Below are 26818 nucleotides of genomic sequence, written 5' to 3'. Positions count from 1 at the left end.
CCGGACTTTTCCAAGCCCGGCCGCTTTCGTTTGTGATTCTTCCGCGGATCGTCAATCGACGTCAGCGACATCCACATCCGGCTTGCCGCTGATGCGATGCGCCAGGGCAGCTTCCATGAATGGATTGATATCTCCGTCCAACACGTCGTCCGGCGCAGTGCTGGTCACGCCTGTGCGCAGGTCCTTGACCATCTGGTAGGGCTGCAGCACGTAGGAGCGGATTTGGTGGCCCCAGCCGATTTCGGACTTGGAAGCCGCCTCGGCGTTCGCCGCGTCCTCGCGCTTCTTCAACTCCGCTTCGTAGAGCCGCGCACGCAGCATGTCCCAGGCCTTGGCCTTGTTCTTGTGCTGCGAGCGTTCCTGCTGGCACTGCACCACGATGCCCGACGGCATGTGCGTGATGCGCACCGCCGAGTCGGTCGTGTTGACGTGCTGGCCGCCGGCACCCGACGAACGATAGGTGTCGATGCGGCAATCACTCTCGTTGATCTCGATGTTGATCGAGTCGTCGATGACCGGATAAACCCAGATGGACGAGAAGGACGTGTGGCGACGGGCGTTGCTGTCATAGGGCGAAATGCGGACCAGGCGGTGGACGCCCGATTCGGTCTTCAGCCAGCCATAGGCATTGTGGCCCTTGACGAGGATGGTCGCCGACTTGATGCCGGCTTCTTCGCCGTCATGCACTTCCAGAAGCTCGACCTTGAAACGCTGGCGTTCGGCCCAGCGGGTGTACATGCGCAGAAGCATGTTCGCCCAATCCTGGCTTTCCGTGCCGCCGGCGCCGGAATGGACTTCGACATAGGTGTCGTTGCCATCCGCTTCGCCCGACAGCATGGCCTCGACCTGGCGCCGGCCGGATTCCGCCATCAGCGCCTTCAGCGCCTCTTCGGCTTCCTTGACGATCGCTTCGTCGCCCTCTTCCTCACCGAGTTCGATGAGTTCGATATTGTCGTTGAGCTGTTGCTCCATGGCCTTGACGCCATTGATGCCGTCGTCGAGCTGCTGGCGCTCGCGCATCAGCTTCTGCGCTTCCGCAGCATCGTTCCAGAGGTTCGGGTCCTCTGACTTGTTGTTCAACCAGTCCAGTCGTCTTACCGCCTGATCCCAGTCAAAGATGCCTCCTCAGCAGGCTTATGGCCTGCTTGATTTCGTCGACTACATTGATGATTTCCGCACGCATGGCGCTTGTTCTTCGCTCTTTGTGTTGGGGTTTTAGGTGCCGTGGACATAGTTGCAGCAAGCCCGGATGTAAAGCCCGGGCCTGCCGACAAGGCTGCCGCTTCGGATAGCGATCAGAACAGACCCGGCATGCCGGAGGTGACAGCCTGCTGCGCCTGGGGCGAGTTGGTGAAGATCTGGTCCTGGGTCATGTATTCGCCGTCGCCGATGACCTGGAAGACGTCTGCCGGGCCGGTGCCAGGCTTGAAGGCCTCGACGATCGTGTCGGGCTGGCCTTCCATGGCCGCCATGCCGGTCTTGCGGTTGACGGCGACGAGCTGCATGCCGTCCGGCACGTGGAACTTTTCGGCAGGCGTCAGCTTGGCGGCCTGGGCCAGGAACTCGCCGAAAATAGGCGCGGCAAGCCCGCTGCCGGTGCCGGCACGGCCGAGCGGTGCCGGCGTGTCGAAGCCGACATACAGACCGGCGACAAGGTTCGGGGTGAAGCCGACGAACCAGGCGTCCTTTTCGTCATTGGTGGTGCCTGTCTTGCCGGCGACGTCGCGGTCCTTGACCGGGATCTTGCCGGCTGCCGTACCGCGCTGGACCACGCCCTGCATCATCGAAGTGATCTGGTAGGCGGTCATCGGGTCGAGAACCTGCTCGCGGTTGTCGACGATGCTCGGTTCTTCCTGGTTGGCCCAGTCATTGAAGTTGCAGCCGTCGCAGGCGCGCTCCTCGTGACGGAAGATGGTCTTGCCGTAACGGTCCTGGATGCGGTCGATGACGGTCGGCTTGATCTGCTTGCCGCCATTGGCGATGACCGCATAGGCCGAAACCATGCGCATGACCGTCGTTTCGCCGGAACCGAGCGACATGGCCAGCACCGGCAGCATCTTGTCGTAGATGCCGAAACGCTCGGCATATTCGGCGACCAGCTCCATACCCATGTCCTGCGCCAGGCGCACGGTCATCTGGTTGCGGGACTTTTCGATGCCGATGCGCAGCGTCGACGGGCCGCCTGAATCGCCGCCGTAGTTTTCCGGCCGCCAGACCTGGCCACCGGAGACGATCTCGATCGGCGCGTCCAGGATGACCGAGGCCGGCGTATAGCCGTTGTCGAGCGCTGCCGAATAGACGAAGGGCTTGAACGACGAACCCGGCTGGCGCATTGCCTGGGTGGCGCGGTTGAATTCCGATTGCGAATAGGAGAAGCCGCCGGCCATCGCGAGAACGCGGCCCGTATTCGGGTCCATGGCGACCAAACCGCCCTGGACCTTCGGCGGCTGGCGCAGCCTGTAGGTCTTGGCCTGCGGATTGATCGGCTCCACGTAGACGACGTCGCCCGGCTTCAGCACGCCGTCCGGCGATTTCGCCGGCTTGCGGGTATTGGTCGAGTCACGGTAGGCCCATTTCATGTCGTCGCCGTTGATCGTGCCCGTCTCGCGAGCCGCGTCGACCTTGCCGGCCGCATCCGCCGAAGGCTGCAGGCCGATCGTGGCGGACTTTGCCGAGACCTCGGTGACGACGGCGAGCTTCCATTCCGGCACGTCCGAAAGCGACTTCTGCTTGGCAAGTTCCGGACCCCAATCACCGGTCGTGGCGATCTGAGCGACCGGCCCGTGGAAACCGCGGCGCTCGTCATATTCCACCAGACCGTTTTGCAGGGCGGCGCGGGCGATGACCTGAAGGTCGGGATCGAGTGAGGTGCGGACCGAAAGCCCCCCTTCATAGAGCGACTTGTCGCCGTAACGCTCGATGATCTGGCGTCGCACTTCTTCCGAGAAATAATCCGAGGCGAAGACATGGGCGCCGGTCCGGCGCTGCTTGACGCCGAGCGGCTGCTTTTTGGCCTCCTCGGCATCGGCCTGGGTGATGTAGCCGTTCTCGGCCATGCGGTCGACGACCCAGTTGCGGCGCTCGAGCGCTGCCTTTTCGCGGCGGAAGGGATGGTAGTTGGCCGGACCTTTCGGAAGGGCAGCAAGATAGGCCGCCTCGGCCGTCGTCAGCTCGGTCACCGATTTGTCGAAATAGGTGAGTGCCGCGCCGGCGATGCCGTAGGAGTTCTGGCCGAAGAAAATCTCGTTCAGATAAAGCTCGAGGATCTTGTCCTTCGAATAGGTCTGCTCGATGCGGAAGGAGAGGATCGCTTCCTTGACCTTGCGGTCGATCGTCTGGTCGGCAGAGAGGAGGAAGTTCTTCGCCACCTGCTGGGTGATCGTCGAGGCACCTTCGGGGCGACGGCCGGAACCCAGGTTCTGGAGATTGGAGAGGACGGCGCGCCCAAGGCCCGTGATGTCGATGCCGGGATGGCTGTAGAAATTCTTGTCTTCAGCGGACAGGAAGGCCGCCTTGACCCGGTCCGGCACCGCCTGAATAGGCAGGAAGAGACGCCGTTCGCGGGCGTATTCCGCCATCAGAGCGCCGTTGCCTGCATGCACGCGGGTAGCGACCGGCGGCTCGTAGGAGGCAAGCACCTCGTAGTTCGGCAGGTCCTTGGTCATCCCGGTGAGGTAGATACCCACGCCGGCAGCCACGACCAGAAACAGGACGCAGGCCAAACCAAAGAGATAACCAATCAATCTTACCATATCGGAGCTACCGTTCAGCTTTCATTCGGCGCGTGAAACACACCATCGCATGGTTAGAGGCGTTTTGCACGGTGATTGCACCAGCGCAAGGCGAAAGCGGATCGATCTTCCGCCATCCGTTGCATCTGAGAGATTATCGAATAACCGCCTGAATGTGAGTAAAATAGGGCCCTTAGATGCGATTTCCGGCGTCCGCGCTCCCCCGCGCGATATTCCCCGATGCCTGTGGCACCGGCGCCACGCGGAGCGCAGGCAATCAGCCGCCATTCGCCATCGCACGGGCACGATAGCGCTTGATGGCGTCGACCATGCGATCGATCACCTTCGACCGCCACGACTCATCCAGCAGCAGCTTTTCATCTTCGACATTGGACAGGAAGCCGAGTTCGAGGAGCACGGAGGGAATGTCCGGCGCGCGCAGAACCTGGAAGCCCGCATAGCGGTGGGGATTGTTGATGAGCCCGATCTGCCCTTCGAAGGACTGGACGACATTGGTGGCGAGCGCGGTCGAAAACGCCTGAGTCTCGCGCCGGGTCAGGTCGAGCAGGATATCGGCGACCTCCGGCGGGCCACTCTGGAGCGTATAGCCCGCAAGCTCGTCGGACAGGTTTTCGCGGGCGGCGAGGTTTTCGGCCATGCGGTCGGAGGCCTTGTCAGACAGGGTGTAGACGGTCGCGCCGCGAATGTCCTTCTGGCCGAGCGTATCGGCATGCAGGGATACGAAGAGATCGGCGTGGCCCTGGCGGGCGAGCGTCACGCGCTCGGAGAGCGAAAGGAACGTGTCGTCGTCGCGGGTCAGGACGGCCTTGATACCCTCGACCTTGTTCAATCGTTCGGCAAGCGTCTTGGCGAACGCAAGCGTGATGGTCTTTTCCGGCGTCTTGGTGCCCGCCCCCGTCGCGCCGGCATCGATCCCGCCGTGCCCGGCATCGACAGCAACCGTAAAGACATTGTCCTTCTCGGCCATCGCCAGCGCGTCCGGAACCGCCGCCGTCGGGGTCGCCCAGTTCTGGGTCTTCACCAGATCGGCAAAAACCTCCCTGGAGGCCATTTCCGCATCCAGGACCAGCCTGTAGCTGCCGTTGTCGTTCGACTGGACCTCGGCAATCGACAGTTTCACCGGCCTTTTGGCGGTCAGCACAATGCGGGCGCTCGACTCACCCATCGCGCCGTAGCGGATGTCCTTGAAGAGACCACGCGCGGCCAGATCCTCGGCGGGGAAACCGAAGGCGGTCGCCGGCAGGTCGACGATCACCCGCTCCGGCGCAGCTACGTAATGGACGGAGAATTCCGGCTTTTTCTCGAATTCGATGACGATCCGGGTGCGCGCCTCGTCGCCGGCGACCCGCGCGCTGAAGGCGAGAAGCGGCGGCTGCGGCGTAGCGCGGGCGGAACTCAGGGGAAGGGTCGCGGCGAAGGTTGCCAAAAGAAGAACCGCGCAAGCGATTCGCGCAAAAAAACTCTGCAGGCTTCCGCCGCAGGCCGTCGCTGCGCTTGCCTTTAGATCCGCCCTCAAAACGCCACTCGCATTCAAAGCCCCGCCGCCTGTCGGGCAACCCGCATCAAAGTGCCCGTTCTAGAAGGCATTTGCATGTCAAAAGATGCGAATCAACCGCCCGTTCCCTGCCATCCATAAGGGGTCTAATTCCATCGAGAATATGGCAAACTTGGCTTTTCCCTTGCTATTGTGACAGATAAACCATACAACGCCCATGAGGGTTAAAGTGTTGACGGGATAGTCTGCCGATAGGCTGGCCAGCCTTTTCAGGACCTGGCGCCGAAGACCGACAGTCATCCGCCGTCGCTACACTTTTTCCTGATACACGATCCAACCGGCGGTGGCCGGAATAATACCGGGTGGCGTGCCACCCACCGCTCATGCGGAGCACATTCATCGGGCCCATGCGGGCCTATGGTATCGTCATTCTCGTTTGGTTTTTGATGTCGCGGCACAATTTTCAGAACCTGGAGAGACCGAGGGAGCAACGCTCCCCGTCATCTTTCCGGTTGCCGTCACAACCGCGCCTGACGGGAACATCTTTATCCGGCGCAACGACCGCATTGCATGACGGGCCTGTCCTCGTGGCAGGCTTTTCTGCATTCTCCCGGCGGCGCCGAGGAGCAGAATTTCAATGGCAGACAAAATGCTTATCGACGCGTCTCACGAAGAGGAGACGCGCGTAGTCGTCGTTCGCGGTAACCGGATCGAGGAGTTCGATTTCGAATCGCAGCATAAGAAACAGATACGCGGCAATATCTATCTGGCGAAGGTGACGAGGGTCGAACCCTCACTGCAGGCCGCTTTCGTCGACTACGGCGGGAACCGTCACGGCTTCCTCGCCTTCGCCGAAATCCATCCCGACTATTATCAGATTCCGCTTGCCGACCGTCAGGCGCTGATGCAGCAGGAAGCCGAGGATCAGCGCAAGATCGCCGAGGCGGAAGCCGCTGATCCGGTGGTCGATCCAGCCCATCAGGAACAGCCGGATATCGGCATTTCCACCCCTGCCCCCGCCGCCGAGCCAGCAAGCGAAGCCGGCGCGGAAGCAGCCGAGGCAAGCCCGGTCGAGGCTGTCGCCGCCGAAGAGGCAGAAAAGCCGAAGGCCAAGCCGCGCCGCAGCCGCGCCCGCAAGAAGCCGGCGGAAGAAGCAGCCGCTCTCGAAGCCGGCGCATCCGAAGGCGAAGGCGCTCCTTCCTCCGAGAACAATGACGACGACGGTTCGACGCCCGGCGAAATGGCCGCGATGGTCGAGACCGATTCGATTTCGGAAGACGTCGACGCCCGCCGCGGCGGCCGCAACGACGATTTCGATGACGACGACGATGACGACCACGGCGAGAAGGAAGTGATCGAATCGGTCGGCGCCGAAGACGCCATGGAAGAAGTTCCGGACCGCGTCGTGCGCAAGCCGCGCAAGCAGTACCGTATCCAGGAAGTCATCAAGCGCCGCCAGATCCTGCTCGTGCAGGTCGCCAAGGAAGAGCGCGGCAACAAGGGTGCCGCCCTCACCACCTATCTTTCGCTCGCCGGCCGTTATTCGGTGCTGATGCCCAACACGGCGCGTGGTGGCGGCATTTCCCGCAAGATCACCCAGCCGCAGGACCGCAAGCGCCTGAAGGAAATCGCCCGCGAGCTCGACGTGCCGCAGGGCATGGGCGTGATCCTGCGCACCGCCGGTGCGAACCGCACCCGCGTCGAAGTCAAGCGCGACTTCGAGTACCTGATGCGCTTGTGGGAAAACGTCCGCACGCTGACGCTGAGCTCGACCGCCCCTACCCTCGTCTACGAGGAAGGCTCGCTGATCAAGCGTTCGATCCGCGACCTTTATAACAAGGACATTTCCGAGATCATCGTCTCCGGCGAAGAAGGCTATCGTGAAGCGAAAGACTTCATGAAGATGCTGATGCCGAGCCACGCCAAGGTGGTCCAGCCCTATCGCGACCTGCATCCGATCTTCGCCCGCTCCGGCATCGAAGCGCAGCTCGACCGCATGCTGCAGCCGCAGGTGACGCTGAAGTCCGGCGGCTACCTGATCATGAACCAGACGGAAGCGCTCGTCGCCATCGACGTCAACTCCGGCCGTTCGACCCGCGAACACTCGATCGAGGAAACGGCGCTCCAGACCAACCTGGAAGCGGCGGAAGAAGTCGCCCGCCAGCTTCGTCTGCGCGACCTTGCCGGCCTGATCGTCATCGACTTCATCGACATGGAAGAGAAGCGCAACAACCGCGCCGTCGAGAAGCGGCTGAAGGATTGCCTGAAGAACGACCGCGCCCGCATCCAGGTCGGCCGCATCTCGCATTTCGGCCTGCTCGAAATGTCGCGCCAGCGCATCCGCGCCTCGGTTCTCGAATCCACGACGCAGATCTGCACCCATTGCGGCGGCACCGGCCATGTGCGCTCGCAGTCGTCGGTTGCCCTGCACGTGCTGCGCGGCGTCGAGGAATATCTGCTCAAGAACACCACGCATGACATCACCGTGCGCACCACGCCGGAGATCGCGCTCTATCTCCTCAACCACAAGCGCACCAGCATCGTCGATTACGAGAACCGCTTCGGCGTCTCGATCTTCATCGAATCGGATGTCAGCATCGGCTCCAGCCACTTCGCGATCGATCGTGGCGAGCCGGTCGAGAACCCGGTCAAGATCGAAAGCCTGATGCAGTTCGCGGCCATCCCCGTCGAAGAGGACGATGACGACATCGTCATCGAGGCCGACGAGGACGAAGAAGAAGAGACCGTCGCAGCGGCGGCGCAGCCGGCAGCAGCCAGTGCCGAGCGCGCCCAGCAGCAGGGCGACGACCAGAACGGCCGCAAGCGCAAGCGCCGCCGGCGTCGTCGCAACCGTGGAGAAAAGGGCGGTGACGCCCAGACCGCCCAGGGCGGCAGCGATGACATGGCGGATGGCGACGAGGACGGCGACGAAGGCGAGGACGACGTTTCCGAAGCCGGCGAAGCATCCGACGCAACGGTTGCCGCCGATTCGGACTCGGAAGAGAACCGCCGCAAGCGCCGCCGCCGCGGCAAGCGCGGTGGTCGTCGCAATCGCAATGGTGAGGACGGACAGGAGCTGAGCGCTTCGGAGGACGGCGAAGCGGCCGACGAAGACGCATCCAGCGAAGACGTCGCGGCAGTGCCGGCAGCAGCCGTAGCGGAAGCCTCTGAAGAGGCCGCCGTCGAGACTGTCCCGGCTCCCGCCGAGGCGGAAGCAGCAGCTGGCGGCAAGCCGGAAGCCAAGCCGCGCCGTTCGCGTCGTGGCAAGGCGGCGACTGCCGCCGATGCACCGGCTGTGGAAGAGGCGGCTGCGGTTGTTCCGGCTCCGGTGGAAACCGTCGTCGAGCAGGTCGAAGCCGCACTCGGCCAGGAGCCACAGGCTCCCGAAGCCGCGCCGGTTGAGGCCACTGCTGCCGAAGAAGCTCCCGTCGCAGAGGCCGAGCAGGCCGATAGCGGCGAAGCAAAGCCGGCACGGGCCAATCGCGCATCGAACATCTCCTCCTCCGTCGAGGCGGTGGTGAAGAGTTCCGATCCCGTGGCAGCGCCCGAGGCCGAAGGCGATACATCGAAGCCGAAGAAAGCCGGCTGGTGGCAGCGCCGCGGCTTCTTCTGAGCCTGACGAGAACCGACGAAACGGCCGCGCAAGACGCGGCCGTTTTTATTTCGGCCCTGCCCTGGACCTCAGAAACTGGATCAACCGCCTGCCGAGACGATTCCGAAAACGTGGCTAGCCTGTTGAAATCAGACTCCATTCCGGCATCGGGTCCTCGGTCCGGCCCGGCGTCATACGCAGTTGTGAACTGGCGGAAACCGCCTGGACATGATTTTGAGGTTTTTTGGAAAGCCCGACTGGCTTACTTTGGGCACAAACCGCAACAATGGTGCGCGGGATTCGTGTGCCGACCAAGAGGATATGGATGACCCGCCTGTTCAAGACGCCCGTTTTCAAGACACTGGCCGCCGGCTCGATGCTGGCGCTGGCACTTTCCGCGACCGCCCCGGCTTTCGCCCTGGACGACCAGCAGAAGAAGGAAATGGGCCAGTTCATCCGCGAATACCTGCTGCAGAACCCGGAAGTGCTGGTCGAGGTCCAGAACGCGCTGGAGGCCAAGCAGCAGACCCAGCGCGTCGAGCAGTCGACCAAGGCGATCGCGGACAACAGGCAGGCGATCTTCTCCTCGCCGACCGACATCACGCTTGGCAATCCGAAGGGGGACGTCACGGTCGTCGAATTCTTCGATTACAATTGCGGCTACTGCAAGCGGGCGCTCTCGGACATGGACGACATCCTTTCCAAGGATAAGAACGTCCGTTTCATCCTCAAGGAATTCCCGATCCTCGGTCCGGACTCGGTCGCCGCCCACCGGGTGGCCAACGCCGTGCGCCTGGTCGCGCCGGAAAAATATGCGGAATTCCATCGCGTACTGCTTAGCGGTAAGCCGCACGCTTCGGAAGCCACCGCCATTGCGGTCGCAAGCGCGCTCGGCGTCAAGGAGGCGGCGATCCGCAAGTCCATGGCCGACCAGCCGAACGACGACCTGGTGCGCGACGCCTACCGGCTCGCCAACGCGATCGGCATCACCGGCACGCCGACCTATGTAGTCGGCGACGAAGCCGTCTTCGGCGCCGTCGGCCTCGAAACCATCGAACAGAAGGTCGCCAACGTGCGTGCCTGCGGCAAGGCGACCTGCTGACAGGGCACCTCCCGAGCGACAGATGTTCCATCGCAGTGGACTCGCGGGCTTTCGGCGCGGCGGGGGCTTTCCCTTGCCGCGTCGGCGGTCTATAGGTGGCCCCTGAATTTCTGCATGGAACAATAGATCAGTGATGAGCAAGACGATCTTCGTCCTCAATGGCCCCAATCTCAATATGCTGGGCAAGCGCGAGCCGGGCATCTACGGTGCGGCCACGCTGAAGGACGTCGAGAAGGACTGTATCGCCGCCGGCAGGGAACTCGGCTTCGATGTCGATTTTCGCCAGAGCAATCATGAAGGCGTGCTGATCGACTGGATGCACGAGGCCAATGAAAAGGCCGTCGGCGTCGCCATCAACGCGGGCGCCTATACCCATACCTCGATCGCATTGCACGACGCCATCAAGGCGATCTCCGTGCCGGTGATCGAGCTTCATATCTCGAATGTCCACGCGCGGGAGGAATTCCGCCATCATTCGATGATCGCACCGGCGGTAAAGGGCGTGATCTGCGGTTTTGGCACCGCGAGCTACATTCTGGCGCTGCACGCCTTGAAATCCATTACCGCCTGACAAGATAAACAGAACAATAGGGTTTGCCATGTCTGACAAGAAGAACGGTATCGACAAGGGACTGATCCGCGACCTCGCGAACATCCTCAACGATACCGACCTCACCGAGATCGAAGTCGAACAGGACGATGTGCGTATTCGTGTATCGCGCGTCGGTACGACTCAATATGTCCAGGCTCCGGTCGCAGCGCCCGCCTATGCTCCGGCTGCAGCTCCCGTAGCCGCAGCAGCGCCCGCAATCCAGGACAACAAGAACGCGGTCACTGCGCCGATGGTCGGCACCATCTACCTCTCCCCGGCCCCGGGTTCGCGCGCCTTCGTCGAAGTCGGCGCCACCGTCAAGGAAGGCCAGACGCTGCTGATCATCGAGGCCATGAAGACAATGAACCAGATCCCGTCGCCGCGCTCCGGCAAGGTCACGGAAATCCTGGTCAACGACTCTCAGCCCGTCGAGTACGGCCAGCCGCTCGTCGTCATCGAGTAGGCGCATCCATGATTTCCAAGATCCTCATAGCCAACCGCGGTGAAATCGCGCTTCGCGTGCTTCGCGCCTGCAAGGAACTCGGCATCGCGACCGTCGCGGTCCATTCCACTGCGGACGCCGACGCCATGCACGTCCGGCTTGCCGACGAAAGCGTCTGCATCGGCCCGCCGCCGTCGCGCGACAGCTATCTGAACATCCACCAGATCGTCGCCGCCTGCGAAATCACCGGCGCCGACGCCGTGCATCCGGGCTACGGCTTCCTGTCGGAAAACGCCAAGTTCGCGGATATCCTCGACGCGCACGGCATCACCTTCATCGGTCCGACCGCCGATCATATCCGCATCATGGGCGACAAGATCACCGCCAAGCAGACCGCGCAGGAACTCGGCATCCCCGTCGTTCCCGGTTCGGATGGCGAAGTGAAGCCCGAGAACGCGATGGAAATCGCCCGCCAGATCGGTTTCCCGGTGCTGATCAAGGCGACGGCCGGCGGCGGCGGACGCGGCATGAAGGTCGCCAAGACCGAAGCCGACCTGGACGAAGCCGTGTCGACTGCCCGTTCCGAAGCGCTCGCCGCTTTCGGCAACGATGCCGTCTACATGGAGAAATATCTCGGGAAACCGCGCCATATCGAAATCCAGGTCGTCGGCGACGGGGAAGGCAATGCCATCCATCTCGGTGAACGCGACTGCTCGCTGCAGCGCCGCCACCAGAAGGTCTGGGAAGAAGCCAATTCCCCTGCCCTCAATGTCGAGCAGCGTATGAAGATCGGCGAAGTCTGCGCCGATGCGATGCGCAAGCTGAAATACCGCGGCGCCGGGACGATCGAGTTCCTCTACGAAAACGGCGAGTTCTATTTCATCGAAATGAACACCCGTCTTCAGGTCGAACACCCGATCACCGAAGCGATCACCGGCATCGACCTCGTGCACGAACAGATTCGCGTCGCCTCCGGCGGCGGCCTGTCCGTGCGTCAGGAAGACATCGTGTTCTCCGGCCATGCCATCGAATGCCGCATCAATGCCGAGGACCCGCGCACTTTCGTGCCGTCGCCTGGCACGATCACGCATTTCCATGCACCGGGCGGCCTCGGCGTGCGCGTCGATTCGGGCGCCTATGCCGGCTATAAGATCCCGCCCTATTACGACAGCCTGATCGGCAAGCTGATCGTGCACGGACGCACCCGCGTCGAATGCATGATGCGTCTGCGGCGCGTGCTGGACGAGTTCGTCGTGGACGGCATCAAGACGACGCTGCCGCTTTTCCAGGATCTGGTCGACAATCCGGATATCGCCAACGGCGATTATGACATACACTGGCTGGAGCAATATCTCGCCGGCGACAAGACGCATTAGGGAGATCGATGGCAGGGCGACGCGGCAGATATTACCCGGCGATAACCCCGGAAATCCTGTTGCGCGCCTATTCCATCGGACTTTTTCCGATGGCCGAATCTGCCGACGACCCGGAAATCTTCTGGGTCGAACCGGAAATGCGCGGCATCCTGCCGCTCGATGCCTTCCATCTCTCCAAAAGCCTGGCCAAGGCGGTTCGCAGGACACCGCTCGACATCCGCTTTGACACGGCTTTCGAACGGGTGATCGCATTCTGCGCCGAGCCGGCCGGCGACCGGCCGAGCACCTGGATCAACTCCACAATCCGCAAACTCTACAACGAATTGCACCGCATGGGCCACGCGCACAGCGTCGAGGCCTTCGAGGGCGATGAACTGGTCGGCGGTCTCTATGGCGTTTCGCTCGGATCGGCCTTCTTCGGCGAGAGCATGTTTTCGAGGCGCACGAACGCCTCCAAGATCTGCCTCGTGCACCTTGTCGAGCGGCTCCGGAAAAACGGCTTTACCCTGCTCGACACACAGTTCACGACCGAACATCTGAAGACATTCGGCGCAATCGACATCCCCAAGGACGACTATCTCAAGCTCTTGAGAACCGCGGTCGATTCACCGCACCTGAAATTCTAAAGGAAAATCAGTTGGTCGCCTTCGGCGGCGGCACGTCGGACTTCTGTTTGCAGCCGGTCAGCCAGACGTCGTAGATCGGATGCTCGACGGCATTGAGGCCGGGGCTGTCGGCGAACATCCAGCCGGTGAATATCCGGCGGATCTTGCGGTCGAGGGTGATCTCGTCGACTTCCACGAAGCCATCGATCTTCTGGGCTTCCGTCTCGTCGCGGGAATAACAGACCTTTGGCGTCACCTGCAGCGCGCCGTACTGAACCGTCTCGTTGACATAGACGTCGAACGTGGTGATGCGGCCGGTGATCTTGTCGATGCCGGCAAAGACCGCGACCGGATTGTTCAACCGCGCCGCAGATACACCATCCGCCGCGAGCACGGATGCCAGCACGGTCAACGCGCCGATCATTTGCTTGCGTGGAAAAACCGTCATCAATCCCATTATGTTTCCCGTCCCGGCGATCCCGTCGGCGTCGAGACCTAGAGTGCGATTGTGGCCAAAACAGGTGTCAGTTGCCGGGCGTCCAGGCGTCGTAGTCGCCGGTGACGCGGGGGCGTTCGCCGGTGGCGGCAAGCGAGCCCTGCGGGCGATAGGCAAGCGGCGTGCCGGTGCCGTTCGGCTTGTGCGCCTTTTCCCATTCGCGGGCCTTGTAATCCTCCTGCGACGGAGCAACGTCGGTGCGATAATGCATCCAGCCATGCCAGCCAGGGCCAATCGCAGAGGCTTCGGCGTAATCCTTGTAGATCACCCAACGCTTCGGCTTGCCCCAGGAAGTCATCGGGCCTTCGTAATAGATATTGCCGAGTTCGTCTTCGCCGACCTTCTTGCCGAAACGCCAGGTGAAGAACCGGGTGCCCATGGTCTGTCCGTTCCACCAGGTGAAGATCTGCAGCAGGAGGTTTTTCATGGATGTTCCGTCGGCTTGGCAAACAGGATGACGATCGAATTGGCTGATCCGCTTATGCCGCCTGACGCCTTCGATGTCCAGTGATTCCAAATGTCGCGCACGGTCATTTGAGCTTCATCTTGAAGCCGAAATGGCTTTTGGCGAAGCCGAGCCGTTCATAGAAGCGATGCGCATCCGCGCGAGCCATGTTGGAGGTGAGTGCGACCTGGCGGCAATCGCGGCGCCTGGCTTCCTCGATCGCGTGTCCGATCATCTGGGCGCCGATGCCCTTGCCGCGCATGTCGCCGCGCGTCTGCACCGCTTCCAGGATCATCGACAGCGATCCCCTTCCCGTCAGCGTGCGGTTGAAGAGGATCTGGAACGTGCCGACCACCTCGCCTTCCAGCTCGGCGACAAAGAGCTGCTCGTTCTGCGAGGCATCGATGATGTTGAAGGCGCGCAGGTAGTCGTCGAAGGCGGCCTCGTCGGTCGTGTCGCCATGGCCTCCGACGTCATCCGCCGCGAACAGGGCGATGAGTTCGGGAAGATCGGCTTGCCGCGCTCTGCGGACGACGATATCGGCCATGCAAAAAGTCCTCTCCGGGTGGGTCAGCGCAACTCCAGCCGCTTCTCCATGATGATCGCCGGCAGGCCGGAATTGGGAGCACCCCACTCTTCCATCCTGTCGACCTCGGAAAACCCGAGCCTCTCGTAAAAGGACATCGCGCGCACGTTCGGCAGCGCCACCTCGACCCGCATGATCTCGGCATCCGGAAAACAGGTTTCGAGCTCGGCGAAGATATCGCGGCCGATGCCCTCGTTCTGGCAGGACGGCTTGACGTAGAGCTGGTGCAGCATCGCCGTCTTCACCATTTTCGGATACATGGCGGCATAACCGATGCCGCCGATATCCTTGCCGTTGTCGGCGACCAGGAATTCGCCGCCGCGCTTCTGGATACGCGCCTTGACGGCGCCCGGAGAATGCCAGCCGTCGACCATTCTCCTGACCTTGTCGGCCCCGTAGAACGGATCGTAGGTATCGTGGAAGGTCGCCGCCAGCAGGGCGCGAATCTGCTCGACGTCAGCTTCTCCGGCGGTGCGGACGAAGTAGACCATCGGGCCTACTCCTCTTCGATCCCGAGCTTCGCCTTGACCAGCGCCTGGACGGCCTGCGGATTGGCCTTGCCGCCGGTCGACTTCATGACCTGGCCGACGAACCAGCCGGCGAGTGTGGGCTTGGCCTTGACCTTGGCCACCTGGTCCGGATTGGCGGCGATGATCTCATCGACAGCGGCCTCGATCGCGCCGGTATCGGTCACCTGCTTCATGCCGCGGCTCTCGACGATTTCGGCCGGGTCGCCGCCCTCGGTGAGCACGATCTCGAACAGGTCCTTGGCGATCTTGCCGGAGATCGTCTCGGCCTTGATGAGGTCGATGATGGCGCCGAGCTGGGCCGGAGAAACCGGAGTCTCTTCAATGTCTTTGCCGGTTCTGTTCAAGGCGCCCAGCAGGTCGTTGATGACCCAGTTGGCGGCAATCTTGCCGTCCCGGCCTTCGGCGACCGCTTCGAAATAATCGGCGATCGCCTTTTCGGATACCAGAACCGAGGCGTCGTAGATCGACAGCCCGAGCTCGCGCACGAGACGAGCCTTCTTGTCGTCCGGCAGTTCCGGCAGGTGACGTTCCAGCTCGGTGATGAAGGCATCGTCGAATTCGAGCGGCAGCAGGTCCGGGTCCGGGAAATAGCGATAGTCGTGCGCGTCTTCCTTGGAGCGCATCGAGCGCGTCTCGCCCTTGTTCGGGTCGAATAGGCGGGTCTCCTGATCGATCGAGCCGCCGTCCTCGAGAATGCCGATCTGGCGGCGCGCTTCGTATTCGATCGCCTGGCCGATGAAGCGGATCGAGTTGACGTTCTTGATCTCGCAGCGGGTGCCGAATTCCGTGCCCGGGCGGCGCACCGAAACGTTGACGTCGGCGCGCATCGAGCCTTCGTCCATGTTGCCGTCGCAGGTGCCGAGGTAGCGCACGATCGAGCGGAGCTTGGTCATGTAGGCCTTGGCTTCGTCGGACGAGCGCATGTCGGGCTTCGAGACGATCTCCATCAGCGCCACGCCGGAGCGGTTCAAGTCCACATAGGACATGGTCGGATGCTGGTCGTGCATCGACTTGCCGGCATCCTGTTCGAGATGCAGTCGCTCGATGCCGATCTCGATATCCTCGAACTGGCCCTGGCGGTCCGGACCGAGCGAGATGACGATCTTGCCTTCGCCGACGATCGGATCCTTGTACTGGGAAATCTGGTAGCCCTGCGGCAGGTCCGGATAGAAATAGTTCTTGCGGTCGAACAATGAACGCTTGTTGATCTGCGCCTTCAGGCCGAGGCCGGTGCGCACCGCCTGCTTGATGCATTCCTCGTTGATGACCGGCAGCATGCCCGGCATGGCCGCATCGACGAGCGAGACGTTCGAATTCGCCGGCTTGCCGAACTCGGTCGAGGCGCCTGAAAACAGCTTGGAATTGGAGAGGACCTGGGCGTGCACCTCCAAACCGATGATGACTTCCCAGTCGCCGGTGGCACCGGGAATGAAGCGTTTCGGATCGGGCGTGCGGACGTCGACAAGGGTCATCTGATGCTCGTGAAATGGTCTCTATTGCGTTTTCTGGAGGTAGAGCAAATGGCGTTGCGGTGCAAGGCTTGCTACGCGCAGGGGTCGCTGTGGAGTGCTGCAGTTCAGCTGATTTTAATTAGGTTCTGGTGAAATTGCGAAATGGAGCTATCAACCCCACTCGCGCTATTTATCCTATATCTACTCCTGAACGTCATCGTATTCTGCGTTTATTGGTGGGACAAGCAGGCGGCGATCGATGGCACATGGCGGATCAGCGAACGTACGCTGCTGGGTATAGCCTTTGTCGGCGGCAGCCTGGGCGCCGTAACCGCGCAGCAGATGCTGCGGCACAAGACACGCAAGGAACCTTTTCGCACGCTGCTGATGATTATAGTCGCCCTTTACACGCTCGGCGCGGCATTATGGCTACTTGCGCCGGAACTAACGTGGGCGGTAATCGCAAGGATCGCTCGGACAATCTAGAAGCTTGGCCCGTAAGTATCCGGCGCTTCCGCGACGAGGCGCTTCGACAGGCCGACCGACTGCACGTCCCGGTCGATCTTCGGCGAATAGATGGTCGAGAGCCAGTTGATGGAATAGCCCAGCTTCTCGAAGAAGCCGACCGCCTCGGCGTTGCGGGCGTGGGTCTCGACGCGGGCGACTTCGAACCCTTGGTGGACGATCTCGGCCTCGACCTCGATGAGAAGCGCCCGGCCGAAGCCGTGGCCCTGGAAGGCCGGATCGATCCAGAAGTCGGAAATCAGTTCGTCGAGCTTTTCGCGCGCCGCCCAGCCGGCAAGATTGCCGGCCTGTTCGACGACGGTGATGGTGAGCCAGGAGGAGCGCGTGAAATTCTGGAAGGCAGTGCGGGCGCTGGAGCGCATATCGGTGATCTCGCCGATCGAAATCATGGCCTTCTCCCAGGAGCGGAAGCCGATTTCCGCCAGGATATCCACCTCGTCCTCACGCGCATTGCGAATATGGGCCATAGCTTCCCCTGCTGCAGCCTTAGTAGACCACTGAGTCCGCGCTTTGACCAGTGCAACATCTAGGGCGTTTCGGTCAGGCGCTTGACGGCTGGGGAAAACGCGCCTAGTGCGGATTTCGTATCGATGGAGTTTTGATGTTCTCTTCCGTAGAGACCTGCTGAGGGGCCGGCCCCGCTCTTAAAGCCGCGCCGGCCCAGACAAAAACGAGAACCCCGACGTCACGCGACGCCGGCAACGTTTTTGTGTGCTCGTTTGCGAGCGCTTCTCCGGACATCAAGACAATGGATATTTCCCGCGCCGAACAGCGCATCCTCCACCTGCTCGCCCAGGGCGGCAGGATCGACATCACCCGCGATCAGAACCGCAAGATCGAAAAACTCCAGCTGGTCACCCGCGAGGGCTGGGTCTTCTCGGGTTTAGACCTCACCACCTTCCGCAAGCTCAAGCAGAAACGAGCGATCAAGTCCCAGGGCGGCAAGCCTTATCGAATTACCGAACGGGGATTGGTGCTGGTGAGGGCCGAGCAGGATAATCGGTAGTGAAAAACGAAGGCCGGTCTTCTGATGAAGATCGGCTTTCCGTCGATGGCAAATGCGATTGGACTTTGGCAACAATCGCGTTATTTTATCGGCATGAGCGATCTAAAGGACAAAATCAGCTTCAAGGAATTGACCGCGTCCCAGGTGGCTGCGGCAGGCGACGAGCACTATGATTCCTGGAAGGACGACAAGATCCGGAATGCGCTCAAGCAGTCGGAAGACCGCTCCAAGATGACCCCGGCGAAGAAGGTCTGGGAGAAGTTCGGCTTTGAACGTTAATTTCACCCCGCAGGCCATCGCGGATCTCGGTGAAATTCACCTCCGTATCTCCCAATTCGATCGCAATGCCGCCGATCGCGTTCTGTCCCGCATCCGGCAAGTCATAGAGATATTCGAGAGTTTTCCGTTGCTTGGACGAGAAGGCGGCGTGGAAGACACGCGCGAGTTCGCTATTTCCGGTCTGCCTTATACGATTGTGTACCGGGATACTATCGCCAAGCGATCTGGATATTTTGACGATCGTCCACCAGCGCAAGCTCTATCCGCCTCAGGAAGACTGAAGGCTGCTCAGGCCTAAGCGGAAAGCTCGGCGCGCATCGCCGCCCATTCGTCGCCGACCGAGCCCGTGCGTCGCTTGCCGGCGCGGCGGTACCAGTAGTCGGCGTTCCAGTCGTCGCCTTCGATGCGGTGACAGAGAGCGTGGCCCCAGTCGAAGGGCTGTTCGCCCTCATGGGCCTGGCAAATCTCGTGCACCGCCTGCCAGTCCGCACCCATGGTGAAACCATCGGCTGCGAGGCGATCGAACGCCTCGATCAATCCTTCCAGATCCGTCTTAGCCATGAGCCATCTCCCCGGCGACCGCCCGATGATCGGCGGCCGTCATATTCCGGATGATCCGTCCGCTTACCACCACTTCGCCGGCGTGAACCGGCCGGCCGCCTGTTCGATGACGTGGGCGGTGCGGAAGAGCGTTTCCTCTTCGAACGGCTTGCCAATCAGCTGCAGGCCGAGCGGCAGGCCCTTAGCGTCGAGGCCGGCGGGAACGGCGATGCCCGGCAGGCCGGCCATGTTGACCGTCACCGTGAAGATGTCGTTGAGGTACATCTTGACCGGATCGGACGCGAGGTCCTCGTCGGCGATGCCGAAGGCCGACGACGGGGTGGCGGGCGTCAGGATCGCATCGACGCCGGCGTCGAAGACGATCTCGAAGTCGCGCTTGATCAGCGTGCGGACTTTTTGCGCCTGCAGGTAATAGGCGTCGTAATAACCGGCCGACAGAACGTAGGTGCCGATCATGATGCGGCGCTTGACCTCGGTGCCGAAACCGGCAGCGCGGGTCTTTTCGTACATGTCGACGATGTCCTTGCCGTCGACGCGCAAGCCGTAACGCACGCCGTCGTAACGGGCGAGGTTCGACGAGGCCTCGGCAGGAGCAACGATGTAATAGGCCGGCAGCGCGTATTTGGTGTGCGGCAGGGTGATGTCGACGATCTCGGCACCGGCATCCTTCAGCCAGGCGATGCCCTGAGCCCAAAGTTTCTCGATCTCTTCCGGCATTCCTTCGACGCGGTATTCCTTCGGAATGCCGATCTTCATGCCCTTGAGCGACTGGCCGAGCGAAGCTTCGTAGTCCGGCACCGGCAGGTCGACAGAGGTGGTGTCCTTGGCATCGACCGACGCCATCGACCGTAGCATGATCGCTGCGTCGCGCACGTCGCGGGCGATCGGGCCGGCCTGGTCGAGCGAGGATGCGAAGGCAACCGTGCCCCAGCGCGAGCAGCGGCCATAGGTCGGCTTGATGCCGACGGTGCCGGTGAAGGCGGCCGGCTGGCGGATCGAGCCGCCGGTATCGGTGGCGGTGGCGCCGGCGCAGAGGAACGCGGAGACGGCAGCGGCAGAACCGCCGGAAGAACCGCCGGGCACCAGCTGCTGGTTGGAGCCGTTGGCCCGCCAGGGATTGACCACCGCACCGTAATGCGAGGTCTCGTTGGAGGAGCCCATCGCGAACTCGTCCATGTTGAGCTTGCCGAGCATGACCGCGCCATCGTCCCAGAGGTTCTGGGTGACGGTCGATTCGTATTTCGGCAGGAAACCATCAAGGATGTGGCTGCAGGCCTGGGTGTGGACGTCGCGGGTGGCGAACAGGTCCTTTATGCCGAGGGGAATGCCTTCCAGCGCGCCGACCTGGCCCGCGGCGCGGCGGGCGTCGGAAGCCTTCGCCATGCCGAGCGCCTTTTCCGGCGTCACCGCCACATAGGCGTTGAACACCGAGTTGGCGGCATCGATCGCGGAAAGATAGGCCTCAGTCAGCTCGACGGAGGTGAATTCCCTGGCTTCGAGCTTTTCGCGGGCTTCGGCAATGGTGAGGCTGGTGAGTTCGGTCATGGGCTCTTCAAACGGTTCGAATACGAGGAGGAGGTTCGGCGGGGCGCTATACAGCGCTCACTCGACGACCTTCGGCACCAGGAAAAAATTATGGTCGGTAGACGGCGCGTTGGCGACGATATCGTCTGCCTTGTCGCCGTCGGTGATGGCGTCTGTGCGCTTGCGCATGTCCATCGGGGTCACCGACGTCATCGGCTCGACGCCCGTGACATCGACTTCGGAAAGCTGCTCAACGAAATTGATGATGCCATTCAGCTCGCCGACCATGCGATTGGCATCTTCCTCGGTGACCGCAATGCGGGCAAGGCGCGCGACGCGCTTGACGGTGGCGAGATCGACGGACATGGCATAACTCCGATGGGAAATTTCCCCTTCGCTATAATGGCCATGCCCGCCCTTCGCAACAGGGAGCGCTCCTCAATTTGCGAAGGCGCGCCGCCTGAAAGGATGCGATTCAGAAGGTCAGGCTGCCGCCCGGCGCCGGCGTCTCGACCCGGGTGCGGGAGCCTTCCATGCCCTTGACGAACTTTTCCGGTGTCTGGTCGACGCCCGGCAGGCCATAGTGGCAGGGCAGCGCATGCTTGAAATCGAAGTAACGCTGGCAGGCGAGCGCCGCCACCGCACCGCCCATGGTGAAGCGGTCGCCGATCGGCACAATGCCGATATCCGGCTGGTGCAGTTCGTTGATCAGGGCCATGTCCGAGAAGATGTCGGTATCGCCCATATGGAGGACGGAGAGCTCGTCGTCGAAATGCAGCATCAGGCCGTTGGCATTGCCGAGGCAATGCGAAACGCCGTCTTCGGTGAGTGAGGCGGACGAATGTAGCGCATTGGTGAAAGTGGCGGTGAACCCTTCGAAGCCGATCGTGCCGCCGGTATTGCCCATTTCGAGCTTCTCGACGCCCTTCTTTGCCAGCCAGACGCCGAGGTCGTAGTTGGCGAGCACGACGGCACCGGTTTCCTTGGCGATCTGGATCGTGTCGCCGACATGGTCGCCATGGCCGTGGGTGAGCAGGATATGGGTCAGGCCTTCGGCAGCAGCCTTGATATCCTGGCCGGCAAAGGCGGGGTTATAGGTCAGGAACGGGTCGACCAGGATCTTGGCCTTGGCGGTCTCGATGCGGAATGCGGAATGGCCGAGCCAGGTGATCTTCATGGAAAACTCTCCTCGAAATGATGTGAGATAATGACGACACATAGCCGATATGAGGCTAAAGGGAAGTGGGACAGAGGGTGGGACAAACCCGCTCTGGACACCCTGATTGTATCCCCGGGATGAAGAACGCATGACAGTGATGACCATCGAGGAACTTGCTGAGGCCCTTAAACCCTCACAGGCGATTGCCGGGCTCGACCTTGGCACCAAGACGATCGGGCTCGCCATGTCGGATCTCGGTCGGCGGTTTGCCTCTCCCCGTCCGGTCATCAAGCGGGTAAAATTCACCAAGGATGCCGAAGTGCTGCTCGCCTTTGCCGAGAAGGAAAAAGTGGCGGGCTTCGTCATCGGCCTGCCCACGAACATGGACGGCTCGGCCGGTCCGCGCGTTCAGGCGACGCGAGCCTTCGTGCGGTCGATGTCGGAAAAGACCGCCCTGCCCTTCGTCTTCTGGGACGAACGGCTGTCGACGGTGGCCGCCGAACGGGCGCTTCTGGAAATGGACGTGTCGCGGGCCAAACGTGCCGAGCGGATCGATTCCGCCGCGGCAAGCTTCATTCTTCAGGGGGCTCTGGACAGGCTCTCGTCGCTCGGCAGGGAGACCGATTTCGCCAGCTGACGCTTGCTCCACCAGGCGGCGATCTCGCGGCGCTTGCGAAAGGCGATAATCGCAAACACGACCAGGCTGTCGAACGCGATGGCGCGCGCCACCAATGGCGGAATGGTTTCCGGCGGAATGCCAAGAACATTGCCGTAGATCTGGAAGACAAGATCATGCGTCTGCCGGGTCAGCATGAAGAAGCCGAAGCTCATGTCGTAATAGGAAAACCCATACCAGCTGGTCAGCAGCAGGACTGGACCGGCCCACAAAATCACGAACCACTTCATGCAGTCCTCCCTCTCGACTCTGCCGGATACGGTTCCAGAGACACAAGCCATCTCGATAGAGCCATAAGGCTCAGGGCCAATGCGGGAATGGCAATGTCCATGGCCAGCGCCGCGAAGACCGTCGTCATGACGATCAGCAATGCTATATTCCGGATTGCAGTTCCCATACGCGGATACTCGGCGAACGTCGTAGTTAACAGTGCGTTAACGCCGAACTTAAGCTCGCAGGGATTTGCCGCAACGGAAACCGGGGGAAATGGTTAATTTCGCAAGGGCGCCTGTGGATAAAGCAGGTCAGGCAACCGGCGATTTCGGCTTCTTCGGAATATAAGGACCGCCGGTCTCGCCCCATCCCCATGTCGGCATCGGGGCATGCTCGTAAACCTTGGCTCCGGGCTGCGAATTGACGACCGCAAGCCGCGTTCCCCACTCGAGATAACCGACCAGCGCGGACGTGAACTCCGGGTCGGCCGGAAGTTCGAGATCCGTATAGGTATCGAGGAGGATGTTGATCCACCGCCGGCGCATCGGCTCGGTCAGGTGCCTTTCAAGATGATGGCGCACCATCGCCGGATGACCGCCACGCTGCTCCGAGTAAAGCTTCGGTCCGCCAATGACCTCGGCGATGAACATGGCTACATGCTGTGGATGTTCCGGGTCCATTCCGGAAAAGACCGGACCGAGCAGGTCGTCCGTCGGAACGCGCCGATAGAACTCCGTCGTGAGACGCAAGAGCGCATCGAAGCCGCCGATCCATTCATAAAGCGTTGGCACTGTCATGGCGTTCCCTCCGTCTCCCTAAGAGATATGAGGCAGACGTCATGGCTTCAAGACTTGGGCGCGGATCAGCCGTAGATCGCGCGGACCAGGCGGCGGAGCGCGTTGCCGACCTTATCCCAATCCTTCTCGGCCTTCAGCGCCATGCCGGCGAACTGGCCGCTGACGGCGGCGGAGATCACCAGGTGCTGGATTGCCGCAAACAGCAGCGCATTGGTGGTCGCGGTATCGACGCCCTTGGGCGGTGTCAGCGAGCCGCGCATCTTTTCGAGCCATTTGCCGAGCGCCTTGGTGCGGGCTTCCGACAACCGGCGGACCTGCGGCGTATCCTGCGAGACCTCCCAGGCGACGATCTTGCAGACCAGCGGGTCGTCCCGCAGCGCTTCCATGAAATAGATGGAGAGTTTCTCCATCAGGTCGCCGTAGGTCAGCAGGAACATCCCGCCGGTATCTTCCGGGATGCGGTCCTTGACCCAGGTGCCGAGATCGGCGCCGATCGCCTCGATCAGCCCGTCGAGACCGCCGTAATATCGATAGATGAGCTGTTTGTCGCAGCCGGCCCGGCGCGCCACTGCGTTGATGCCGAAGCCCTGAAAACCCTGTTCGGCGAGCAGCGCGCGGGCCGCCAGGAAGATCGCCCGCTCGGTGCCGGCGCGGCTGCGCACCTTGGCGACCGAACCTTGTTGCGCTGTGACTTCAGGGATCTGGAGCATTTTCCGCCTGTTTCGGTTTCAAACTTCAACCGCGATAGTCCGAGCCGTCAACCGCCGCAAGCGGTCTCGGTGCCCATGCACAGGATTGCGCGCGCAGCACTTGATTTTGCGGGGCTGCGCATTGCGCTCGCGGCGTGGGAGGACTAACGACATTCTATCCTCCCACCGACGTGCCCTCCTCCATGCTCATCGTCTTCCAAAGCGTTCTGCCGATCTTCCTTCTCGTCCTCCTCGGCGTGGGATTGAAACGTGCGCCGATCATCAACGCCGATTTCTGGGACGGGCTCGAACAGTGCAGCTACTGGGTGATGTTTCCGGCCCTGTTGTTTTCGACGATGGCCAAGGCCGACTTTTCGAATACCGAGACCCTGACGGTCAGTTTCGCGGCGATCGTTTCGGTTTTCGTGATGTCGGGCGGATTGCTGCTGGCATGGCCTCTGCTGCGGAACCTGCGCGTCGGCGGGCCGGCCTATACCTCGCTGTTCCAGACGGCGACGCGCTGGAACGCCTTCATGGCGCTGGCGATCGCCGCAAAGACCTACGGCCAGCAGGGCCTGACCATGGTCGGCCTGGTGATGGCGGCGATCATCATTCCGCTCAATTTCATCAATGTGACCGTGCTGTTGTGGTTCTCCGGCCACGACCGGAACTACAAGGCCATCTTCTATAGAGTTTGCACCAATCCGCTGATCGTCTCGACGGCGCTGGGCATCGTCGTCAACGTTGCCGGCATTCCGATCTACGAACCGGTGATGGTGGCGGTGGACCTGTTGTCGCAGGCTTCGCTCAGCCTCGGCCTGATCACGGTCGGCGCCGGCCTGCGGGTCATGGACGCGCTCAAGCCGAGGCCGATCACTCTCCTCGCCGTCTTTTTGAAGCTGATCGCTTTCCCGATCGTCGCCGTGGGCGTCGGCGTGTTGTGCGGCATCCAGGGCAGCGCCCTCGTGCTTCTGGCACTGAGTGCCGCGGTTCCGACCGCGATGAACGGCTATCTGCTGGCGAAACAGTTGAACGGCGATGCGGACATGTACGCTGCGGCGGCGACCCTGCAGGTCGTCGCCTCGTTCCTCACCATTCCGGTGGTGATGACAGCTGTCGCCTACGTGGCTGCGGGATAAAGCAGGTCGACGATGTAGCGCGCGTCGAACCGGGCATCGAGCATGCCATAGGTCGAGCGCCAGCCGCCGGCGAGCCGCGTTTCCAGGAAAGCATCGGCGATCTTGCCGGCGCCGAGCCGCACCAGTTCGGACGCAGCCGCAGCAAGTGCAAGCTGCTCCACCAGAAGCCGGGCGGCACCTTCGTCGGTCTCGCAGAGCGCCATGGCCGCACGCAGAACCTCGACCGTCTTGCGGCCCGCAGGACCGAGATCCCGTTCGAAACCGGCGAGCACCGTGTTGAACAGGTCCCGCCCGCGCGACAGGACCCGGAGCACGTCGAGCGCCATCACATTGCCTGAGCCTTCCCAGATCGCATTGACCGGGGCCTCGCGGTAATGCCGGGCGATCGGCCGTTCCTCGATATAGCCGTTGCCGCCGATGCACTCCATCGCCTCGTAGATCAGCGACGGCGCGATCTTGCAGTTCCAGTATTTGATGACCGGCGTCATGACGCGGGCGAAAGCCGCGTCGGCCGGGTTGCTGGCCGCCCGATCGAAGGAATCGGCGAGCCGGAAGCTAAGCGCCGTCGCCGCGGCAACATCGAGCGCCATGTCGGCAAGCACGCGCGTCATCAGCGGCTGATCGACGAGCTTCTTGCCGAAGACGCTGCGGCCGCGGGTGTGGTGGACCGCTTCGGCGAGCGAGGCGCGCATGATGCCGGCAGATGCCAGCGCGCAATCGAGCCGCGTCAGGGTCACCATGTCAAGAATGGTGCGGATGCCGCCGCCCGGTTCGCCAAGCAGATAACCGAAGGCATCGGTGAATTCGACTTCGGAGGATGCGTTCGAGCGGTTGCCGACCTTGTCCTTCAGGCGCTGGAACTGCAGGCCGTTCGCCGACCCGTCCTCGAGCAACCGCGGCACCAGGAAGCAGCCGATGCCGTCGCCGGTCTTGGCCAGCATCACGAAACCGTCGCTCATTGGCGCCGACATGAACCACTTGTGGCCGGAGAGCCGGTAGATGCCCTCGCCGACCCGCTCGGCGGTCGAGCGGTTGGCGCGCACGTCCGTGCCGCCCTGCTTTTCGGTCATGCCCATGCCGAGGGTGACCGCGCTCTTCTGCAGAGCCGGGCGATTCGTCGAATCGTATTTGCGCGACAGGATCTTTGGCGCCCATTCCTTCTGGACGCGGGGCGAGGCCATCAGTGCGGCAATCGAGGCGCTGGTCATGGTCAACGGGCAGAGATGGCCGCACTCGAGCTGCGCCGACAGATAGAATCGCGTCGCCCGCGCCTTGTGCTCGTGGCCCTTGGCTTCGGGGATGTTTTCCCAGACCGAGGAATGCAGGCCGGTCTGCATCGAACGGCGCATCAGCGCGTGCCAGGCCGGATGAAACTCGACGACGTCAAGCCGCTCGCCGCGCGGACCGTGGGTCTTCAGCTTCGGCGGGTTCTCGTTCGCCATGCGCGCCAGTTCCTGCGCCTCCGGCGAGGTCACGTAACGGCCGAGCTGGTCGTATTCCTCGCGGATGGTGCGGTTCAGCGTGCTCGTCAGGTCGACGACCAGCGGATCGGATCGGTAAGCATTGATGCCGGACCAGGGTTTTGGCTGGTTCAGTTCGGCAAATTTTTCTTCGGCGCGCGACATCTGGTTCATGAAACGGGTTCTAGCGGAAGTTACCGAGCCTGGGAACGGCGCCCGCTCAGGATTTCTGGCGTTCTCAACAAAAGGCCGCACCTGCATCGGGAAGCCGCTGCGAGCGACAATGGGCAAACAAGCAGTGAGATAAACCCCGCGCCCGCTTGCGG

Annotated in this window: 29 protein-coding genes; 12 read left to right on the top strand and 17 right to left on the bottom strand. The window is 62.1% G+C overall.

What is annotated here, in order from left to right:
- Positions 1 to 51: 51 nt before the first annotated feature.
- The 3 genes from prfB to ACSQ3G_RS05740 form a co-directional block, all read right to left on the bottom strand.
- Positions 52 to 1183 (bottom strand): peptide chain release factor 2 gene (gene prfB / locus ACSQ3G_RS05750; protein WP_105401067.1). Its coding sequence is split into 2 segments (ribosomal slippage): positions 52 to 1113 and positions 1115 to 1183, totalling 1131 coding nucleotides; the frame shifts between segments, so codons are not numbered across the junction.
- A gap of 112 nt (positions 1184 to 1295) precedes the next feature.
- Entirely contained in the window at positions 1296 to 3752 is a 2457-nt protein-coding gene (locus ACSQ3G_RS05745) for a penicillin-binding protein 1A (protein WP_436109361.1), read from the bottom strand.
- 256 nt (positions 3753 to 4008) lie between these two features.
- Positions 4009 to 5199, bottom strand: a complete 1191-nt coding sequence (locus ACSQ3G_RS05740; protein ID WP_371674541.1) for an N-acetylmuramoyl-L-alanine amidase — start codon at positions 5197 to 5199, stop codon at positions 4009 to 4011.
- Between the two features lie 685 nt (positions 5200 to 5884).
- Between ACSQ3G_RS05740 and ACSQ3G_RS05735 the strand changes: the two genes are divergently transcribed.
- From ACSQ3G_RS05735 to aat, 6 genes are all read left to right on the top strand, one after another.
- Entirely contained in the window at positions 5885 to 8860 is a 2976-nt protein-coding gene (locus tag ACSQ3G_RS05735; protein WP_436109360.1) for an Rne/Rng family ribonuclease, read from the top strand.
- Positions 8861 to 9164: 304 nt separating this feature from the next.
- A complete protein-coding gene (locus tag ACSQ3G_RS05730) occupies positions 9165 to 9941 on the top strand; it encodes a DsbA family protein (protein ID WP_436109359.1) in 777 nt (258 codons plus the stop codon).
- 133 nt (positions 9942 to 10074) lie between these two features.
- Positions 10075 to 10512, top strand: coding sequence for a type II 3-dehydroquinate dehydratase (gene aroQ / locus ACSQ3G_RS05725; RefSeq protein ID WP_046605457.1), 438 nt, complete (start codon positions 10075 to 10077; stop codon positions 10510 to 10512).
- 28 nt (positions 10513 to 10540) lie between these two features.
- Positions 10541 to 10996 (top strand): acetyl-CoA carboxylase biotin carboxyl carrier protein, encoded by a 456-nt coding sequence (accB, locus tag ACSQ3G_RS05720; RefSeq protein ID WP_046667723.1) that lies wholly within the window; start codon positions 10541 to 10543, stop codon positions 10994 to 10996.
- 8 nt (positions 10997 to 11004) lie between these two features.
- Positions 11005 to 12351 (top strand): acetyl-CoA carboxylase biotin carboxylase subunit, encoded by a 1347-nt coding sequence (gene accC, locus ACSQ3G_RS05715; protein ID WP_046636624.1) that lies wholly within the window; start codon positions 11005 to 11007, stop codon positions 12349 to 12351.
- Positions 12352 to 12359: 8 nt separating this feature from the next.
- On the top strand, positions 12360 to 12977 hold the full coding sequence (gene aat / locus ACSQ3G_RS05710) for a leucyl/phenylalanyl-tRNA--protein transferase (protein WP_436109358.1): 618 nt from the start codon (positions 12360 to 12362) through the stop codon (positions 12975 to 12977).
- A gap of 7 nt (positions 12978 to 12984) precedes the next feature.
- Here aat and ACSQ3G_RS05705 read toward each other — a convergent pair whose 3' ends face one another.
- The 5 genes from ACSQ3G_RS05705 to gatB all read right to left on the bottom strand — a co-directional run bounded on the left by ACSQ3G_RS05705 (position 12985) and on the right by gatB (position 16485).
- Entirely contained in the window at positions 12985 to 13404 is a 420-nt protein-coding gene (locus ACSQ3G_RS05705; protein WP_436109357.1) for a DUF2155 domain-containing protein, read from the bottom strand.
- A 76-nt stretch (positions 13405 to 13480) separates the two neighbouring features.
- Complete coding sequence (locus ACSQ3G_RS05700; RefSeq protein WP_046636622.1) at positions 13481 to 13879, bottom strand: NADH:ubiquinone oxidoreductase subunit NDUFA12; 399 nt, start codon at positions 13877 to 13879, stop codon at positions 13481 to 13483.
- A 103-nt stretch (positions 13880 to 13982) separates the two neighbouring features.
- Positions 13983 to 14444: a GNAT family N-acetyltransferase gene (locus tag ACSQ3G_RS05695; RefSeq protein WP_436109356.1), complete on the bottom strand. Its 462-nt coding sequence runs from the start codon at positions 14442 to 14444 to the stop codon at positions 13983 to 13985.
- A gap of 23 nt (positions 14445 to 14467) precedes the next feature.
- On the bottom strand, positions 14468 to 14974 hold the full coding sequence (locus ACSQ3G_RS05690) for a GNAT family N-acetyltransferase (protein WP_038542070.1): 507 nt from the start codon (positions 14972 to 14974) through the stop codon (positions 14468 to 14470).
- A gap of 5 nt (positions 14975 to 14979) precedes the next feature.
- Positions 14980 to 16485: an Asp-tRNA(Asn)/Glu-tRNA(Gln) amidotransferase subunit GatB gene (gatB, locus tag ACSQ3G_RS05685; protein WP_436109355.1), complete on the bottom strand. Its 1506-nt coding sequence runs from the start codon at positions 16483 to 16485 to the stop codon at positions 14980 to 14982.
- A gap of 141 nt (positions 16486 to 16626) precedes the next feature.
- Here gatB and ACSQ3G_RS05680 point away from each other — a divergent pair, with 141 nt between their 5' ends.
- Positions 16627 to 16950 (top strand): DUF1294 domain-containing protein, encoded by a 324-nt coding sequence (locus ACSQ3G_RS05680; protein ID WP_436109354.1) that lies wholly within the window; start codon positions 16627 to 16629, stop codon positions 16948 to 16950.
- Here the strand turns inward: ACSQ3G_RS05680 and ACSQ3G_RS05675 are convergent.
- A complete protein-coding gene (locus tag ACSQ3G_RS05675) occupies positions 16947 to 17456 on the bottom strand; it encodes a GNAT family N-acetyltransferase (protein ID WP_436109353.1) in 510 nt (169 codons plus the stop codon). The two genes, ACSQ3G_RS05680 and ACSQ3G_RS05675, sit on opposite strands and share 4 nt — an antisense overlap.
- Before the next feature lie 281 nt (positions 17457 to 17737).
- Here ACSQ3G_RS05675 and ACSQ3G_RS05670 point away from each other — a divergent pair, with 281 nt between their 5' ends.
- Genes ACSQ3G_RS05670 through ACSQ3G_RS05660 form a run of 3 tightly spaced genes read left to right on the top strand, consistent with a single transcriptional unit; the run spans position 17738 to position 18572 of the window.
- Positions 17738 to 17995 (top strand): YjhX family toxin, encoded by a 258-nt coding sequence (locus ACSQ3G_RS05670; protein ID WP_105425089.1) that lies wholly within the window; start codon positions 17738 to 17740, stop codon positions 17993 to 17995.
- Between the two features lie 24 nt (positions 17996 to 18019).
- On the top strand, positions 18020 to 18274 hold the full coding sequence (locus tag ACSQ3G_RS05665; protein ID WP_436109352.1) for a hypothetical protein: 255 nt from the start codon (positions 18020 to 18022) through the stop codon (positions 18272 to 18274).
- The gene (locus ACSQ3G_RS05660) at positions 18264 to 18572 is read left to right on the top strand and encodes a type II toxin-antitoxin system RelE/ParE family toxin (protein ID WP_436109351.1); all 309 of its coding nucleotides are present in this window, start codon (positions 18264 to 18266) and stop codon (positions 18570 to 18572) included. The genes ACSQ3G_RS05665 and ACSQ3G_RS05660 overlap by 11 nt, the downstream gene beginning before the upstream one ends.
- Here the strand turns inward: ACSQ3G_RS05660 and ACSQ3G_RS05655 are convergent.
- From ACSQ3G_RS05655 to ACSQ3G_RS05640, 4 genes are all read right to left on the bottom strand, one after another.
- The gene (locus ACSQ3G_RS05655; RefSeq protein WP_436109350.1) at positions 18569 to 18835 is read right to left on the bottom strand and encodes a hypothetical protein; all 267 of its coding nucleotides are present in this window, start codon (positions 18833 to 18835) and stop codon (positions 18569 to 18571) included. The genes ACSQ3G_RS05660 and ACSQ3G_RS05655 overlap by 4 nt on opposite strands.
- Positions 18836 to 18898: 63 nt before the next feature.
- Positions 18899 to 20380, bottom strand: a complete 1482-nt coding sequence (gene gatA / locus ACSQ3G_RS05650) for an Asp-tRNA(Asn)/Glu-tRNA(Gln) amidotransferase subunit GatA (RefSeq protein ID WP_436109349.1) — start codon at positions 20378 to 20380, stop codon at positions 18899 to 18901.
- A 57-nt stretch (positions 20381 to 20437) separates the two neighbouring features.
- Positions 20438 to 20725, bottom strand: a complete 288-nt coding sequence (gene gatC / locus ACSQ3G_RS05645; protein ID WP_105437421.1) for an Asp-tRNA(Asn)/Glu-tRNA(Gln) amidotransferase subunit GatC — start codon at positions 20723 to 20725, stop codon at positions 20438 to 20440.
- Positions 20726 to 20834: 109 nt separating this feature from the next.
- The gene (locus ACSQ3G_RS05640; protein WP_436109348.1) at positions 20835 to 21536 is read right to left on the bottom strand and encodes a metal-dependent hydrolase; all 702 of its coding nucleotides are present in this window, start codon (positions 21534 to 21536) and stop codon (positions 20835 to 20837) included.
- A gap of 130 nt (positions 21537 to 21666) precedes the next feature.
- On the opposite strand from ACSQ3G_RS05640, the gene ruvX reads away from it, so the two are divergent.
- Positions 21667 to 22155 (top strand): Holliday junction resolvase RuvX, encoded by a 489-nt coding sequence (gene ruvX, locus ACSQ3G_RS05635; protein ID WP_436109347.1) that lies wholly within the window; start codon positions 21667 to 21669, stop codon positions 22153 to 22155.
- On the opposite strand, the gene ACSQ3G_RS05630 is transcribed toward ruvX, so the two are convergent.
- From ACSQ3G_RS05630 to ACSQ3G_RS05620, 3 genes are all read right to left on the bottom strand, one after another.
- Positions 22098 to 22424 (bottom strand): DUF6105 family protein, encoded by a 327-nt coding sequence (locus tag ACSQ3G_RS05630; RefSeq protein WP_436109346.1) that lies wholly within the window; start codon positions 22422 to 22424, stop codon positions 22098 to 22100. The two genes, ruvX and ACSQ3G_RS05630, sit on opposite strands and share 58 nt — an antisense overlap.
- A 294-nt stretch (positions 22425 to 22718) precedes the next feature.
- Entirely contained in the window at positions 22719 to 23204 is a 486-nt protein-coding gene (locus ACSQ3G_RS05625; RefSeq protein ID WP_436109345.1) for a group II truncated hemoglobin, read from the bottom strand.
- A gap of 65 nt (positions 23205 to 23269) precedes the next feature.
- Positions 23270 to 23914: a TetR/AcrR family transcriptional regulator gene (locus ACSQ3G_RS05620; protein ID WP_436109344.1), complete on the bottom strand. Its 645-nt coding sequence runs from the start codon at positions 23912 to 23914 to the stop codon at positions 23270 to 23272.
- 182 nt (positions 23915 to 24096) lie between these two features.
- Between ACSQ3G_RS05620 and ACSQ3G_RS05615 the strand changes: the two genes are divergently transcribed.
- Complete coding sequence (locus tag ACSQ3G_RS05615) at positions 24097 to 25032, top strand: AEC family transporter (protein WP_436109343.1); 936 nt, start codon at positions 24097 to 24099, stop codon at positions 25030 to 25032.
- Here ACSQ3G_RS05615 and ACSQ3G_RS05610 read toward each other — a convergent pair.
- A complete protein-coding gene (locus ACSQ3G_RS05610; protein ID WP_046667736.1) occupies positions 25014 to 26666 on the bottom strand; it encodes an acyl-CoA dehydrogenase family protein in 1653 nt (550 codons plus the stop codon). The two genes, ACSQ3G_RS05615 and ACSQ3G_RS05610, sit on opposite strands and share 19 nt — an antisense overlap.
- Positions 26667 to 26818 lie beyond the last annotated feature (152 nt).

It is taken from the genome of Neorhizobium tomejilense (assembly GCF_964254135.1).
Classification (GTDB): Bacteria; Pseudomonadota; Alphaproteobacteria; order Rhizobiales; family Rhizobiaceae; genus Neorhizobium; species Neorhizobium tomejilense.
Note: the sequence above shows the minus strand (reverse complement) of the source record. Positions and strands in the feature narration are given on the sequence as shown.

Excerpts from the sequence above, each read along its gene's own strand:
- ACSQ3G_RS05745 (WP_436109361.1), bottom strand. The coding sequence starts at position 3,752 with ATGGTAAGATTGATTGGTTATCTCTTTGGTTTGGCCTGCGTCCTGTTT.
- ACSQ3G_RS05735 (WP_436109360.1), top strand. The coding sequence starts at position 5,885 with ATGGCAGACAAAATGCTTATCGACGCGTCTCACGAAGAGGAGACGCGC.
- ACSQ3G_RS05730 (WP_436109359.1), top strand. The coding sequence starts at position 9,165 with ATGACCCGCCTGTTCAAGACGCCCGTTTTCAAGACACTGGCCGCCGGC.
- aroQ (WP_046605457.1), top strand. The coding sequence starts at position 10,075 with ATGAGCAAGACGATCTTCGTCCTCAATGGCCCCAATCTCAATATGCTG.
- accB (WP_046667723.1), top strand. The coding sequence starts at position 10,541 with ATGTCTGACAAGAAGAACGGTATCGACAAGGGACTGATCCGCGACCTC.
- accC (WP_046636624.1), top strand. The coding sequence starts at position 11,005 with ATGATTTCCAAGATCCTCATAGCCAACCGCGGTGAAATCGCGCTTCGC.
- aat (WP_436109358.1), top strand. The coding sequence starts at position 12,360 with ATGGCAGGGCGACGCGGCAGATATTACCCGGCGATAACCCCGGAAATC.
- ACSQ3G_RS05705 (WP_436109357.1), bottom strand. The coding sequence starts at position 13,404 with ATGACGGTTTTTCCACGCAAGCAAATGATCGGCGCGTTGACCGTGCTG.
- ACSQ3G_RS05700 (WP_046636622.1), bottom strand. The coding sequence starts at position 13,879 with ATGAAAAACCTCCTGCTGCAGATCTTCACCTGGTGGAACGGACAGACC.
- ACSQ3G_RS05695 (WP_436109356.1), bottom strand. The coding sequence starts at position 14,444 with ATGGCCGATATCGTCGTCCGCAGAGCGCGGCAAGCCGATCTTCCCGAA.
- ACSQ3G_RS05690 (WP_038542070.1), bottom strand. The coding sequence starts at position 14,974 with ATGGTCTACTTCGTCCGCACCGCCGGAGAAGCTGACGTCGAGCAGATT.
- gatB (WP_436109355.1), bottom strand. The coding sequence starts at position 16,485 with ATGACCCTTGTCGACGTCCGCACGCCCGATCCGAAACGCTTCATTCCC.
- ACSQ3G_RS05680 (WP_436109354.1), top strand. The coding sequence starts at position 16,627 with ATGGAGCTATCAACCCCACTCGCGCTATTTATCCTATATCTACTCCTG.
- ACSQ3G_RS05675 (WP_436109353.1), bottom strand. The coding sequence starts at position 17,456 with ATGGCCCATATTCGCAATGCGCGTGAGGACGAGGTGGATATCCTGGCG.
- ACSQ3G_RS05670 (WP_105425089.1), top strand. The coding sequence starts at position 17,738 with ATGGATATTTCCCGCGCCGAACAGCGCATCCTCCACCTGCTCGCCCAG.
- ACSQ3G_RS05665 (WP_436109352.1), top strand. The coding sequence starts at position 18,020 with ATGAAGATCGGCTTTCCGTCGATGGCAAATGCGATTGGACTTTGGCAA.
- ACSQ3G_RS05655 (WP_436109350.1), bottom strand. The coding sequence starts at position 18,835 with ATGGCTAAGACGGATCTGGAAGGATTGATCGAGGCGTTCGATCGCCTC.
- gatA (WP_436109349.1), bottom strand. The coding sequence starts at position 20,380 with ATGACCGAACTCACCAGCCTCACCATTGCCGAAGCCCGCGAAAAGCTC.
- gatC (WP_105437421.1), bottom strand. The coding sequence starts at position 20,725 with ATGTCCGTCGATCTCGCCACCGTCAAGCGCGTCGCGCGCCTTGCCCGC.
- ACSQ3G_RS05640 (WP_436109348.1), bottom strand. The coding sequence starts at position 21,536 with ATGAAGATCACCTGGCTCGGCCATTCCGCATTCCGCATCGAGACCGCC.
- ruvX (WP_436109347.1), top strand. The coding sequence starts at position 21,667 with ATGACAGTGATGACCATCGAGGAACTTGCTGAGGCCCTTAAACCCTCA.
- ACSQ3G_RS05630 (WP_436109346.1), bottom strand. The coding sequence starts at position 22,424 with ATGAAGTGGTTCGTGATTTTGTGGGCCGGTCCAGTCCTGCTGCTGACC.
- ACSQ3G_RS05625 (WP_436109345.1), bottom strand. The coding sequence starts at position 23,204 with ATGACAGTGCCAACGCTTTATGAATGGATCGGCGGCTTCGATGCGCTC.
- ACSQ3G_RS05620 (WP_436109344.1), bottom strand. The coding sequence starts at position 23,914 with ATGCTCCAGATCCCTGAAGTCACAGCGCAACAAGGTTCGGTCGCCAAG.
- ACSQ3G_RS05615 (WP_436109343.1), top strand. The coding sequence starts at position 24,097 with ATGCTCATCGTCTTCCAAAGCGTTCTGCCGATCTTCCTTCTCGTCCTC.
- ACSQ3G_RS05610 (WP_046667736.1), bottom strand. The coding sequence starts at position 26,666 with ATGAACCAGATGTCGCGCGCCGAAGAAAAATTTGCCGAACTGAACCAG.